Raw genomic sequence first — 13,216 nt, 5'->3', positions numbered from 1 at the left:
GCCCAGGTGGAATTTGCGGCGATCAGGAAGGCGTGAACGTGGCGCAAGGTCGGATCCTTCGGCGGACCGGGCTGGCAGTATCTCTGGGCATTGCTGCCTTGCTGCTGTCGGGTTGTTCGATAGACAACTCGGTGCTCCGGTTCGGGTGGCCCTCGGGCATCACTCCCCAGGCACACCGGATGCGTGAACTGTGGACCTGGTCCGTCATCGCCGCGCTGGTCATGGGCGTCATCGTCTGGGGCCTGGTGTTCTGGACCGTCGTGTTCCACCGCAAGAAGAAGGACTCCCCGGAGTTCCCGCGGCAGACCGCCTACAACGTGCCGCTCGAGCTGGCCTACACCGCCGTTCCGTTCGTCATCATCGCGGTGCTGTTCTACTTCACCGTCGTCGTGCAGAACTACGTCCTCGACAAGGAGGACAACCCGGATGTCGTCGTCGACGTCACGGCCTACCAGTGGAACTGGAAGTTCGGCTACCGCTCCATCGAGCCCAGCGACGGCACCGGCAAGTACGACGGCATCGACTACGAGGCCCAGGCATTCGCCGAGCGCGCCACGGAGAGGGTGTCCGAAGACGGCCACGAACTCCCGGGCGCGGTGCACGGACGTTCGCCCGAGGACCTGTCGTACCTCAAGTACAACAAGATCGAGACCGTCGGCAGCAGCGAGGAGATCCCGATCCTCGTCCTGCCCACCGGCAAGCGCATCGAGTTCGAGCTCGCGTCCTCCGACGTCATCCACGCCTTCTGGGTGCCGGAGTTCCTGTTCAAGCGGGACGTGAACCCGAACCCGAAGGAAAACAACTCCGACAACGTCTTCCAGATCAGCGAGATCGAGCGTGAAGGCGCCTTCGTCGGGCGCTGCGCCGAGATGTGTGGCACGTACCACGCGATGATGAACTTCGAGGTCCGCGCAGTGTCGCCGGAGAAGTTCGACCAATACATCGAGCTGCGCAAGCCCGCTTCGGAGGGTGGCTCCGAGCTCACCACGGCGCAGGCGCTCGCAGAGATCGGCGAATCGCCGGTCGCGACCTCGACGACGCCGTTCAACACCGACCGTGAGTACAAGCAGGCCACCGTTACCGGTGGCAACTGACACCGATTACTCCTGACCTAGGACATGTGCTGATATGAAGATCGAAGCCAAGCTCTTCGAGATCCTGACGGTGTTCTTCATCCTCGTCGGTGTCGTCTACGGCGTCTTCACGGGCGTGTCGCGGACGGGCATCGAGTGGGCCGGATTCACCGCAATCTGCCTCTCGGCGGGCCTGACGCTGATCGTCGGAACCTACTTCCGCTTCGTCGCGCGCCGCCTCGACACCCGCCCGGAAGACTACGACGACGCCGAGATCGCCGACGGCGCCGGAGATCTCGGGTTCTTCAGCCCGGGGAGCTTCTGGCCCATCCTGCTGGCCGCTGCAGCCGGCCTGGCCGCCGTATCGCTCGCCTTCTTCCAGTTCTGGCTGATCGCCGTGGCTGCCGTCGCCGTGATCGCGGCGTCGGCGGGTCTGGTGTTCGAGTACTACGTCGGTCCCGAGAAGCACTGACGGCACACCGCACAGCGCCGAAAGGGCGCCCTGACCTCGAGTCGGGGCGCCCTTTCGGCTTTCCGAGGGTAGGAGGGTGGGCAGCGCTGCCGTCCGTCCGCGCGTCCCCTGCGTCTGCGCACCGACTCCCTGTAGACCTCGCTCCATGCAGGCACTCGTGCCCGGCAGCTGGGAGTGTGGGGAGGGGCTGAGGGTGCACGCATGCCGCGACCCGCAGGTCGGTGGAATGGGTGAAGGTGGCCTTCGACTGCTCAGACCGGTCGAAGGCCACCTTCACCCAGTGGGAGGTGGGGTTACCCCCCGTTTCGTGGACATCGGTGAAGCGGCTTCTGCGGCCGCTGTGGTGGTCCGGTGCTCGAAAGCTACCGGGCTGACAGCCGCGGCCGTGCCCCAGGGCGCCCGGTGCCGGCCTACTTCTCCGCGTGGATCATTGCTGACGCCCGCTCGGGTCCGACGCGTTCTCCGCCACGAGGAAGGCCGCCGCATCGTCGGGAACTCGCGGTCCAGCAGGGGCAGCGTGGAGCGCGTGCACCCCGTTCAGTGTCGTGCACTCCGACTCGCCGGTGGATTTCGCGCGCGAGTAGCGGGGAGGGGTGCGAGGAACCGGGAGTGCGAGCTCGCACCCACGACGACGTCGGCGACATGATCGATGGTGGACGACGACGAGGGCCCCGAACCGGATGGTTCGGGGCCCTCGTCCTGTAGTGAGCAGAGGAACTGCGCGGGTGGCTAGTGAGCCTCTCCGTTGCCGGAGGAGTCCGTGCCACGTGCTCGATCCTGGTAGCTCTTCAGGATCTCCAGCTGTTCCTTCTCGGCCTCGTGGTGAGCGTGCTCGAGCGCCTCGCTCTCCTCGACCGGGTCCGCCTTCGTGAGGCTGCCGGAACCGGGCTTGCCGGCAGAGCCGAGCTTGTTCATCTTCTTGGGCACCGGGGCGCCCTGGTACTCGAGCGGAATCGGGTGGCCGTGCTCGTCCACCGGGCCGAGCGGCTGGTGGATCTCGATGTACTGGCCGTTCGGCATCCGCTTGATGATGCCGGTCTCGATACCGTGTTCGAGTACCGCACGGTCGCTGCGCTGGAGCCCGATGCAGAACCGGTAGGTCACGAAGTAGGCGATCGGAGGCAGGATCACCATTCCGATACGTCCGATCCACGTCATCGCGTTGAGCGAGATGTCGAAGTGGAACGCGATGATGTCGTTGATCGTCGACAGGGTGAGGACGAGGTAGAACGAGATCGCCATCGCGCCGATCGCGGACCGCACCGGAACATCGCGAGGACGCTGCAGCAGGTTGTGGTGAGCGTCGTCGCCGGTGAGGCGCTTCTCGATCCACGGGTACGCCAGCAGCAGCATGAACACCAGGCCCATGATCAGCGCGACTGCGAACACCGCGGGAATCGTGTACCGGTCGAACAGATAGATCTCCCACGCGGGCCACAATCGGGCCAGCCCGTCCGTCCACATCATGTAGAAGTCCGGCTGGGAACCGGCGGAGACCTGGGAGGGGTTGTACGGACCGATCGTCCACACCGGGTTGATCTGGAGCAGACCACCCATGAGGGCGAGCACACCGAACGTCATCGCGAAGAAGGCACCGCCCTTGAGGGCGAACACCGGAAGGATCCGGACACCGACGACGTTCTTCTCGGTGCGGCCGGGGCCGGGGAACTGCGTGTGCTTCTGGTACCAGACGAGTGCGAGGTGACCGGCGATGAGCGCGAGGATGATCGCCGGGAAGATCAGCACGTGCATGACGTACAGGCGCGGAATGATCAGCTCGCCGGGGAAGTCGCCGTCGAAGATCATCCAGTGCATCCACGTTCCGATGACCGGGATCGACAGGGTGATACCGGAGAACGCGGCGCGCAGGCCCGTGCCGGACAGCAGGTCGTCCGGGATGGTGTAGCCGAAGAAGCCCTCGAACATCGCCAGGATCAGCAGCAGGACACCGATGACCCAGTTCGCTTCACGCGGGCGGCGGAACGCGCCGGTGAAGAAGATGCGAGCGAGGTGGACGATGATCGACGCCGCGAACATCAGGGCGGCCCAGTGGTGGATCTGTCGGACGAAGAGACCGCCGCGCACCTCGAACGAGATGTTCAGTGTGGTCTCGTACGCCCGGGACATCGACACGCCACGCAGGGGTTCGTACGCGCCGTTGTAGACGACGTGCGCCAGCGACGGGTCGAAGAACAGCGTGAGGTAGACGCCCGAGATCAGCAGGATGATGAAGCTGTAGAGCGCGATCTCGCCGAGCATGAAGGACCAGTGCGTCGGGAAGACCTTGTTGATCTGGCGTCGGATCCCGGCCGACAGGTGGTACCGGGAGTCCAGCTCCTCGCCCTGCTGGGCGAGGCGGGTCTCGATTTTTGTACTCACGGGCGACGCTCCCAGAAGGCCGGACCGAGTGCTTCGATGAAGTCACCGTTGGCGACCAGGAAGCCCTCTTCATTGACTGTAATGGGCAACTGCGGAAGTGCACGAGCTGCGGGACCGAAGATCGGCTTGCCGTACTGCAGCGCATCGAACTGCGACTGGTGGCACGGGCAGAGGATGCGGTTCGTCTGCTGTTCGTACAGCGACGTGGGGCAGCCGAGGTGGGTGCAGATCTTCGAGTACGCGAAGTAGTCGCCGTAGTTGAAGCTCTCCTGGCCCTTGCGCTTGGTGACCCGGGCGGTGTCCTCGGGGCGCAGACGGATCAGCATCACGGAGTTGCGGATACCGCGTAGTCCGTCGAGGAGCGCGTGGCTGTCGCCGCGGTCCGCCTCACGGTAGGGGAAGACGGTTTCCATGCCGCCGGCGTCGAGATCCTCGGCGCGGACCAGGACGATGTCCTCGGGACGACCGGTGTCGCGGCGCAGGTAGATGGTCTCGCCGGGGTAGCGGGGCGTCCAGCCGGAGACCCACAGCGGCGACTCGTCGCCCTCGGCCCAGGGATTCTTGACCATGGCACCGAGGGGCATGACCGACATGATGCCGAGCGCGCCACCACCGAAGATCAGGCTGCGCTTGATGAGCTTGCGGCGCCCGATCGTCGAGGTCTCGAGCGAGTCGCTCAGTTCGGCGACGATCGTCTTGCGGTCGATCTCCGTGGACCCGCCGTCGTGACGGTCCTGGATGGAGACCTCTTCGGGGACGAACTTCTTGGTGAACAGCACAGCGCCGACGCCGACACCGAGGATCGCCAGACCCATGGTGAGACCGAGCATCGGTGTGTACAGGCTGTACCAGTTGTACTTCTCCTCGCCGGGGCCCGCGTACTCCCACGGCCAGAAGAGGAAGACCAGCACGAACGCGAGTGCGGAGACACCGGCCAGGGCGAACCAGAACGCGACCTGGCGTTCGGCTCGCTTCTCGGCCTTCGTGTCGGCGACGGGCCAGCGCTCGCGCCGGTACGCGACGTCGACCCCGTCCAGGTTGGTGCCCAGGGTCACCAACTCGTCGCGGCTCATGGCCTCGAGTTCTTCGTCCGTGTAGTTCTTGGGCGCCTCGCCGCCGGTGTGGCCAGCGTCGCTCATGACCTTGCTCCGATCCACATGGCTGCACCGACGACAGCGATGATTCCGACTACCCAGATGGTGGGGCCCTCGGCCGGCGGGCCGAGACCGCCCAGTCCGTATCCGCCGGGCGACTTCGCCTCGGCCTGCAGCTTGACGTAGGCGATGATGTCCTGCTTCTCCTCCATGGTCAGCTGGCGATCGGAGAACTTGGGCATGTTCTGCGGGCCGGTGACCATGGCGGCGTAGATCTGCTGTTCGTTGGCCGGATCCAGGATCGGCGCGTACTTGCCGGAGGACAGCGCCCCACCCCGACCCGTGAAGTTGTGGCAGGACGCGCAGTTCATCCGGAACAGCTCGCTACCGCGGCCGATGTCGTTCCCGCGCAGCGACGACTGGGCGATCTCGCCGTTCTCGTCGCGGACGACCGTGGGGCCGCCGCCGTTGGCCTGGATGTAGGCACCCAGCGCGTCGGTCTGTGCGGCGTCGAACTTCGGCTCCTTGCGGGCCGCCTGCGCTTCGTTGCGCATGGCGGGCATACGGCCGGAGGAGACCTGGAAGTAGACCGCGGCTTCACCGACGCCGATCAGGCTCGGCCCGCGGTCCTGCACACCCTGCAGGTTCGCGCCGTGGCAGGTGATGCAGGAGGTCTCGTAGAGCTGCTTGCCTTCCCGGATCATGGCCGCGGCATCGTCGTTGGCCGTGGCCACCTGCGGATCAGGGGTCAGAGCGGCCGCGAGGAAACCGGCGCTGACCAATCCCATCATCAGGACCATGGCACCCGTGACACGCCGACGCAGCTTGCGCTGGCGGCGTGTCTTCCTGGCGGATGCGGTGGCGTCGGATGCGGGTGGGGGGGATGAACTCATCTGTATCCCTTTGGTATGTCGGGACGGACTGGACGTCAGGGGGCTGGGCCTGGGCGTTCCAGCTGGCTAACGGATGAAATAGATCGTGGCGAACAGGGCGATCCACACGATGTCGACGAAGTGCCAGTAATACGAGACGACGATGGCGGCAGTGGCCTGGGCCGGGGTGAACTTGCTGACTCGCGTGCGCGCGATCAGGAAGACGAAGGCGATGAGCCCGCCGATGACGTGCAGGCCGTGGAAGCCGGTCGTGATGTAGAAGACCGATCCGTACACGCTCGACGCGATCGTGGTGCCGTGCTCGACCATCTGGATGTACTCGTAGCCCTGGCCGAGGACGAAGAAGGTACCCATCGCGAGGGTGATCGTGTACCACCGGCGCAGGCCGAAGACGTCCCCGCGCTCAGCAGCGAAGACACCCAGCTGGCAGGTGAAGGAAGAGGCGATGAGGACCAGGGTGATCGGCACGGCCAGCGCCAGGTTCAGATGGGTGGGCTCCGGCGGCCACGCGCCGTCCGGAGCCTGGGCCCGGGCAACGAAGTACATGGCGAAGAGCCCTGCGAAGAACATGAGCTCGCTTGACAACCACACGACGGTGCCAACGCTGACCATATTCGGCCGGTTCAGCGAGTGCACGCGTTGGGTGATTGCTGATCCTGAAGTCCCTACTGCGCTCGTCACAGGGAGAAGTATGACGCCTTGTCGTACAGCCTGACCACCCGGGTCTCCCCTCGGCGCGTCGTCCCGCACGGAGGTGCAGTTCGAGAGGCGAATAACCTGGGATTCTCGGGTACTGGAGCGACGGAGGAGACTCGATGACGGGTGCTGGGACGACGTGGTGGCGCCGCTTGTTGCGGCGAGGACGGGTGCCCGCCGCACTCGACGGTACCCGCCGTGACCTCGTGGTGGTGGTCTCCGGTTTCGACGACGCGGAGGCGTGTTCGACGACGCTGGCTCGCGGGGCCGAGGAGGAGCCGTACTGGCGCCCGGCGGAGTCGGCGGTGCTGCGGCACCATCTGACTCTCCCCGCCGGGAGGGTGGACGAGGCCGCGTCGATCGCCGCGCAGGACGGGTACGTACTGGTTTCTCCGGCGGGGGAGACGGTGAACCCGGCGGGGGAGGCCTCCGGAACCGTCGAGGTCCTCTTCCAGCGGGTACAGGTGCTCGATGCGCTGCATTGTTCGCAGGAACGTTCCCGGATGGCCGGTCTGGCCCAGCGTCTGGGTGGGGAGGCGACCGGCTGGGATGCGACGCAACCGCCCCGCGACTCGGCGACCTCGTCCCATTAGGCTGCTGACGTCCGAATCATCGGGCCCGGGGGCCGAACGCGCGAAGGCGCAGTGCCCGGAGACAGAACACCCGCAGACGCAACGTCACGGAACGTTAGGGGACGCACGATGCAGAGCCCGTCGCACACGGAGTCGACCACGAGTGCCGAGACGCCGCTGCGGTCCTGGCGTCTGCTCCTCGGCGCGCTGACCGACGGGCGTGACCTCTCGGTGGACGATGCAACGTGGGCGATGGACGAGATCATGTCCGACAATGCGACGTCCGCGCAGATCGCCGCGTTCGGGGTGAGTCTCAAGATGAAGGGTGCGACCCCGGTCGAGGTACGCGGCCTCTCGGAGTCGATGCTCTCGCACGCCCGCCTGGTCGAGGTCGACCGCGACGCCGTCGACGTCGTCGGTACCGGTGGTGACCGCTCGAACACGGTGAACATCTCGACCATGGCCGCGATCGTGGTCGCTGCCGCGGGAATCCCGGTGGTCAAGCACGGCGGCCGGGCAGCCTCGTCCAAGAGTGGTGGCGCCGACGTCCTCGAAGCCCTGGGTGTCGCCATCGACCTCGGCCCGGAACAGGTGGCCACGAGCGTGCGCGAGGCCGGTATCGGCTTCTGCTTCGCGCCGGTGTTCCATCCGGCCCTGCGCTACGCCGGACCGACCCGCAGCGAGATCGGTATCCCCACCGTGTTCAACGTGCTCGGACCGCTCACGAACCCCGCGCGGCCGCGGGCCGGACTGATCGGCTGCGCGTTCGAGGATCTCGTGCCGGTCCTGGCCGGGGTGCTCGCCGCGCGTGGCAATTCGGCCCTGGTCGTCCGCGGCGACGACGGGCTCGACGAGCTGACGACGTCCACCACCTCGACCGTGCACGTGGTGGCCGACGGGGAGGTGACCACACATCGTCTCGATCCCCGCGACCTGGGCATCGAACGGGTGTCGCTCGATGCGTTGCGCGGTGGTGACGCCCGGTACAACGCGGACGTGGCCCGTCGGCTCTTCGCCGCCGAACCCGGTCCGGTGCGGGACGCGGTCCTGCTCAACGCCGCCGGCGCGATCACCGCGTTTCGAGGCCTGGGCGGCCGCACGCTCGAGGAGGCGCTCGCGGACGGCATCGCGACCGCGGCACAGGCGGTCGACACCGGTGCCGCGGCGGAGTTGGCCGACCGCTGGGCACAGGTCACGCAACGGCTGTCCGCCGACAACTGACCGCGCCCACGGCGCCCCGCCGTCACTCGCCGAGGGAGAACCCGGCTGCTCTGCCGTCACTCGCCGAGGGAGAACCCGGCTGCTCTGCCGTCACTCGCCGAGGGAGAACCCGGCTTCGACGTCCGCGCTCGAGTACGACTGGAACGCAATGTGGGTCGCCGTCTTGGTCACCCCGTCCACCTTGTTGATCCCGGAGGTCACCACCTCCGCGATCTTCTCGTGGTCGCGCACCCGCACGACCGCGATGAGATCGACGTCGCCCGCACACGAGTACACCTGCGAGACGCCCGGCAGGTCGGCGACGGCCTGCGCGGTCTCGGGAATCCGGTGGGCCTCCGCGTGGATGAGGACGATGGCGTTGATCATGGTTCGTTCCTTCCGGGTACGGGACGGGTGGGCAGTCGCACCGCGTGCTGCCGAGCCTATTCGGCGGTCATCGGTGCGTGCCGTAGGTGGTCGCATCGGCCGGGTCGCCCGCCGAGTGGTCGCCGGCCGTGACGTGCGCGGCTGTCGCGCGCGCCGTCCATTCCCGCCAGGATCCGGCTCCGCGGATCGGCGACGCCCACGGCTGGGACGCCGACACGATGCGACATCCGTCCGACTCTGCCCAGCGCAGCAGCAGCGCCGCCTCCTCGGGTGAGGCACCCCGCAGCGGCGTGCCGTCCGGGACGACGGTTTCCGCTCCGAGAACGAGTTGTTCGACTACCGGCATCGGTGGCGTGCCGCGTGCCGCGATCCCCGCGGCGGCCAGGCGGCCGGAGCGGATCACGGCGAAGTCCCAACCGCCCCCTTCCCGCGGTCGCGCGAGGACGAGTTGGTCGATCGCGGCGAAGGCGCTCAGGCGCTGCATCCTGGCGAGGGCCCGAGTCAACTCGGCTGTCCGGTCGCGCAGACGGGCCGCCGTCTCGAACAACTCCGTCAGTCCCAGGGCCTCCATCCGGGCCCGCAGAGCACGCAGGGGCTCGTCGGTGTTCCCGCGCCACAGGGCGCGGACGAGGTCCGGTGACCGGCCGTAGTCCGACTCGTCGTGGATGTCCTGCGCGGGGCATGCCCCCACCTCGCGGGGCGGGCACGCCGGCCCGTGTTCGCCGCCACGACGTATCCGCGTCGTGCAGGTGCGGATGCCGCACGCCTGGGCGAGCGTGTCGGCCACGTCCGCCGCGACGGAGCGGGTACGGAACGGGCCGAGACAGTGTTCGGCCGGGCGGCGCACGATCGACAGACGAGGAAACGGCTCGTCGGTGAGGATGATCCACCAACCACGCATCGGGTACTTGGACCGGCGGTTGTAGGGCGGAGTGTGGGCGGCGAGCAGGCGAAGCTCGCGGACCCCCGCCTCGAGGGCGTGCACGCACTCGACGTGGTCGACGCGGGTGGCCAGGGCGACCATTTCCTTGATCCGGCCCCGGGTCTCCGAACCGGTGAAGTAGGTGCGCACCCGTCGGCGCAGGTCCGACGCGGTCCCGACGTAGAGGACCTCCTCGGACGGGCCGCGGAAGAGGTAGACGCCGGGCGCCTGCGGAAGCGCGCTCGCGAAGGACCGTTTGGCTCGCTGGTGGGTCGAGACGTCGGGGAGGTAGTCGACCAGTTCGGTGAGGCTGTGCACTCCCTGGTTGCCGACTCGCTCGATGAGTGCGTGCAGCACCTCGACGGTGGCGCGGGCGTCGTCGAGGGCCCGGTGGGTCGGGGTGCTGTCGACCGCGAACAGGCGGGCGAGGTGGGCGAGCTTGACGGAAGGAGCCTCGTCGCGGGTGAGGACCCGCCGGGCGAGCTTGACCGTGCACAGCACGGTGAAGCGCGGCCAGGCGGTGTCCGTCCTGGCTGCGGCGGCGCGCAGGAACCCGGTGTCGAACGGGGCGTTGTGCGCGACGAGGACCGCTCCCTCGGCGAATTCGAGGAACGTCGGCAGGACCGATTCGATGCGAGGCGCCCCGACGAGCATCGCGGTGGTGATCCCCGTGATCCGCACGATGTGCGGGGGAAGATGCCGACCGGGATCGACGAGCGTCGCCATCTCGCCGAGGACGACGCCGCCGCGGACCTTCACGGCACCGATCTCGGTGATCGCGTCCTCCGAGGGGTTCGTCCCCGTGGTCTCCAGATCGACGATCACGAAGGTTGTCTCCGACAGCGGCGTCTCCAACTCGTCGAAAGTCAGTTGACGGGGGCTCGCGGTCACCCGGTTGAGCGTAGGAGCGAACCCCGACACGACGCTGTCCGCGGGTAGGGGTCCTCCTCCGGGAGGACCCCTACCGGTACCCCGGTATCGGTGCGAATCGGACCCGGAGACGACACGCCGGGGCGGTTGAGACCAGCGTCACATCACCGGATTTCGGGGTACCGCAGGGGCTCTCGGGGCGGGTCGGGAATGTCGGCCGGCGCCGGTCCGCGGCCGTGGTGTGCCGGCGGCGTCGATGCCGGCGAACTCGGCGCGTCCGACGGCGAACGTGCGCGTGAACTGCGGTCTTGTCGCGCGGCCGGGAGGCGGGAGGGGTCGGCGTCGGGTGAGAACTCGTGTACCACACGGCAAAACGGACCGGTTGTTATCTCGCCGTGACCTCGCGTGGTCTGGATGCGGGGCAACTCGTCCCGAATCCGGCGAAACGGACGTGTCGAGGTCGAGGTGGTCGACAGGGCCGGATGCTGTTTCGTAACCTTTTCGAGACCTTGCGGAGTCTCGCCGCCCCAGACCGGGACGGCATCGCCGGGTCACCGCCTAATCGGGCACCCGGGACCACGGGTGCCGAGCCGGGAACCCACGTTTCCACTGGGGTGAATCCCGCCGGGCCGTCTCGTACGGACCGGGGGGTAGGGCTGATCTTCCCAGCCCGAACCCGTCAGCTAACTCGGTCGGCGGACGAAGAGGAAGAAACGGAGTACCCCTTTCGTGGCGTCACTAGTTTCCACACGGTCCGTCAAGCGCGTGGCCGTCATCGGAGCGCTCGCAGCCGGAGCCTTCACCATGACCGCGGTTCCCGCGACCGCGGACCCGATCACCATCCCCGGTGTCGGAACCTTCGACATCCCCGGCGTCGTGATTCCGCCGGAGATCCAGAACGCACTCACGCCTCCCGGTGGTGCCCCCGCCGCACCCGCCCCGCAGGTGAGCGTGGGAGACAAGGCCGTTCAGGCCGCCGAGTCCAAGCTCGGTGCTCCGTACGTGTACGGCGCCGCGGGTCCGGACTCGTTCGACTGCTCGGGTCTGATCCAGTGGGCCTTCAAGCAGGCCGGCCTCAACGTGCCGCGCACGAGCTACGAGCAGGCCTCCGCCGGCTCGCCCGTGTCGCAGTCCGATCTGAAGCCCGGCGACGTCGTGTCCTTCTACGGCGGCTCGCACTCCGGTATCTACGCGGGCAACGGCAACGTGATCCACGCGTCCACCTCGGGTCAGCCCGTCAAGGTCGCGCCGATCTCGTCGATGCCCTACGACGGAGCCCGCCGCTTCTGATCCAGGTCCGGATCGACCACCGCACGCCTCGAAGTCGGGGAGGGATGCGCGGAGTCAACCGACGCCTGGCCACCGCGCCCCGAGGGCGGGTCCGAATCGACGATTCGGACCCGCCCTCGTCGTCTTTCCGGCAGACCTGGCGGCTCGTTCAGGTCACGATTTCGATCGAATTCACCCAGGGTGGACACGACAGATGCCATTCCGTAACCTGTTCGAGACCATTCGCCACGACGGCGACGTGTCCCGCAGATCGCGCCCACGGAGGGCGAACCGAGTACCGATGAACGGAGAAGTGCTTCCCGTGCCTGCCCGAATCGTGGTCGCCCGACCGGTACGCCACTCGGTCCGCGCCGCACTCGTGGCCGGGGTGCTCGCCGCGGTGTCCGTGGTCCTCCCTGCCGGATCCGGTGCCGACCCCGTGGTGGACAACCCCACGGAGGCGATCGCCCGGCTCGGCGAGATCGCCCGCGAATCCGAGCAGACGAACGAAGCGCTGCACAACGCGCAGATCGATCTCGACGCCAAACTGGACGCCCAGCGCGAACAGGAGGCGCGGGCCGAACACGATCGCGGCATCCTGGACGCGGCGACCGCCGAGGTCGCCCGGTTCCAGCCGACGGTCGACAAGCTGGTCACCGCCAACTACCAGGGGGCGCGCACCAATCGATTGTTCGCCCTGCTCGTCAGCGACTCGCCGCAGCAACTCCTCGACCAGATGTCGGCGCTGGACGTGATCGCTGGTCGCACCGCCGACGACGTGTCGCAGTACACGGCGGCATCGGCTCAGGCGCGGGAGGCTGCGGAGGCCTCGCAGGCCTCCGCGGATGCCGCCCGGGCCGCCAGCGAGCAGGCGAAGGCACTCAGCGACGACCTCCAGCGCCGGCAGAGCGAGCTGGAAGCGCAGATCGTGGAAGTGACGAAGGCGTTCGAGGGGCTCACCGGTGCCGAGCGAGCGCAGCTGGCGGGCACACCGTTCCCGCCCGGAGTCGATCCCGGAGTGATCCTGTCCGGCCTGGTCCCGGGAGCCGGTTCCGGTGCGCTCCAGGCGGGCCTCACCCGTATCGGTAGCCCGTACGCCTGGGGTGCGACCGGGCCCAGCTCGTTCGACTGTTCGGGACTCGTCGTGTGGTCGTACAAGCAGATCGGAAAGAACCTGCCGCGGTCGAGCCAGGCCCAGGCGCAGGGAGGCATTCCGGTGCCCCGCGACCAACTGCAGCCCGGCGACGTCGTCATCTTCTACAACGATGCATCGCACGTGGGGATCTATGCGGGCGGCGGCAACGTGCTCCACGCCTCGACGTTCGGGGTGCCCGTCAAAGTCGAGTCCATGGACCGGATGCCGTATGCGGGGGCTCGCCGCTACTGACG

At 67.7% G+C, this 13,216-nt stretch carries 12 protein-coding genes and 1 riboswitch; of the genes, 6 read left to right on the top strand and 6 right to left on the bottom strand.

Going from position 1 to position 13,216, the window contains the following annotated elements; all coding sequences use genetic code 11:
- The first annotated feature begins 32 nt into the window (after window positions 1-32).
- Window positions 33-1,094 (top strand): aa3-type cytochrome oxidase subunit II, encoded by a 1,062-nt coding sequence (ctaC, locus tag G4H71_RS01075; RefSeq protein ID WP_072737706.1) that lies wholly within the window; start codon window positions 33-35, stop codon window positions 1,092-1,094.
- A 34-nt stretch (window positions 1,095-1,128) separates the two neighbouring features.
- Window positions 1,129-1,545 carry a cytochrome c oxidase subunit 4 gene (locus G4H71_RS01070; protein ID WP_072737707.1) on the top strand — a complete coding sequence of 139 codons (417 nt, stop codon included), beginning with the start codon at window positions 1,129-1,131 and terminating at the stop codon, window positions 1,543-1,545.
- 729 nt (window positions 1,546-2,274) lie between these two features.
- On the opposite strand, the gene qcrB is transcribed toward G4H71_RS01070, so the two are convergent.
- The 4 genes from qcrB to ctaE all read right to left on the bottom strand — a co-directional run bounded on the left by qcrB (window position 2,275) and on the right by ctaE (window position 6,592).
- The gene (gene qcrB / locus G4H71_RS01065; RefSeq protein WP_371842302.1) at window positions 2,275-3,939 is read right to left on the bottom strand and encodes a cytochrome bc1 complex cytochrome b subunit; all 1,665 of its coding nucleotides are present in this window, start codon (window positions 3,937-3,939) and stop codon (window positions 2,275-2,277) included.
- A complete protein-coding gene (qcrA, locus tag G4H71_RS01060) occupies window positions 3,921-5,063 on the bottom strand; it encodes a cytochrome bc1 complex Rieske iron-sulfur subunit (protein WP_072737840.1) in 1,143 nt (380 codons plus the stop codon). Before qcrA ends, qcrB begins: the two co-directional genes overlap by 19 nt.
- Window positions 5,060-5,911 (bottom strand): cytochrome bc1 complex diheme cytochrome c subunit, encoded by an 852-nt coding sequence (gene qcrC, locus G4H71_RS01055; protein WP_083342871.1) that lies wholly within the window; start codon window positions 5,909-5,911, stop codon window positions 5,060-5,062. The genes qcrA and qcrC overlap by 4 nt, the downstream gene beginning before the upstream one ends.
- A 66-nt stretch (window positions 5,912-5,977) precedes the next feature.
- Complete coding sequence (ctaE, locus tag G4H71_RS01050; RefSeq protein ID WP_072737709.1) at window positions 5,978-6,592, bottom strand: aa3-type cytochrome oxidase subunit III; 615 nt, start codon at window positions 6,590-6,592, stop codon at window positions 5,978-5,980.
- Between the two features lie 134 nt (window positions 6,593-6,726).
- Between ctaE and G4H71_RS01045 the strand changes: the two genes are divergently transcribed.
- Both G4H71_RS01045 and trpD read left to right on the top strand, forming a co-directional pair.
- A complete protein-coding gene (locus G4H71_RS01045) occupies window positions 6,727-7,200 on the top strand; it encodes a hypothetical protein (RefSeq protein ID WP_072737710.1) in 474 nt (157 codons plus the stop codon).
- 108 nt (window positions 7,201-7,308) lie between these two features.
- Window positions 7,309-8,400 carry an anthranilate phosphoribosyltransferase gene (trpD, locus tag G4H71_RS01040; protein ID WP_072737711.1) on the top strand — a complete coding sequence of 364 codons (1,092 nt, stop codon included), beginning with the start codon at window positions 7,309-7,311 and terminating at the stop codon, window positions 8,398-8,400.
- Between the two features lie 90 nt (window positions 8,401-8,490).
- Here trpD and G4H71_RS01035 read toward each other — a convergent pair whose 3' ends face one another.
- Window positions 8,491-8,766, bottom strand: coding sequence for an Lrp/AsnC family transcriptional regulator (locus G4H71_RS01035; protein ID WP_072737712.1), 276 nt, complete (start codon window positions 8,764-8,766; stop codon window positions 8,491-8,493).
- A 67-nt stretch (window positions 8,767-8,833) separates the two neighbouring features.
- Complete coding sequence (locus G4H71_RS01030) at window positions 8,834-10,579, bottom strand: DEDD exonuclease domain-containing protein (RefSeq protein WP_083342870.1); 1,746 nt, start codon at window positions 10,577-10,579, stop codon at window positions 8,834-8,836.
- A 524-nt stretch (window positions 10,580-11,103) separates the two neighbouring features.
- Window positions 11,104-11,270, top strand: a riboswitch (cyclic di-AMP (ydaO/yuaA leader).
- Window positions 11,271-11,287: 17 nt separating this feature from the next.
- Here G4H71_RS01030 and G4H71_RS01025 point away from each other — a divergent pair.
- Both G4H71_RS01025 and G4H71_RS01020 read left to right on the top strand, forming a co-directional pair.
- Window positions 11,288-11,848, top strand: coding sequence for an NlpC/P60 family protein (locus G4H71_RS01025; protein WP_072737713.1), 561 nt, complete (start codon window positions 11,288-11,290; stop codon window positions 11,846-11,848).
- 316 nt (window positions 11,849-12,164) lie between these two features.
- The gene (locus G4H71_RS01020) at window positions 12,165-13,214 is read left to right on the top strand and encodes a C40 family peptidase (RefSeq protein ID WP_072737841.1); all 1,050 of its coding nucleotides are present in this window, start codon (window positions 12,165-12,167) and stop codon (window positions 13,212-13,214) included.
- Window positions 13,215-13,216: the final 2 nt, after the last annotated feature.

It is taken from the genome of Rhodococcus triatomae, assembly GCF_014217785.1.
GTDB classification, from domain to species: domain Bacteria; phylum Actinomycetota; class Actinomycetes; order Mycobacteriales; family Mycobacteriaceae; genus Rhodococcus_F; species Rhodococcus_F triatomae.
Note: the sequence above shows the minus strand (reverse complement) of the source record. Positions and strands in the feature narration are given on the sequence as shown.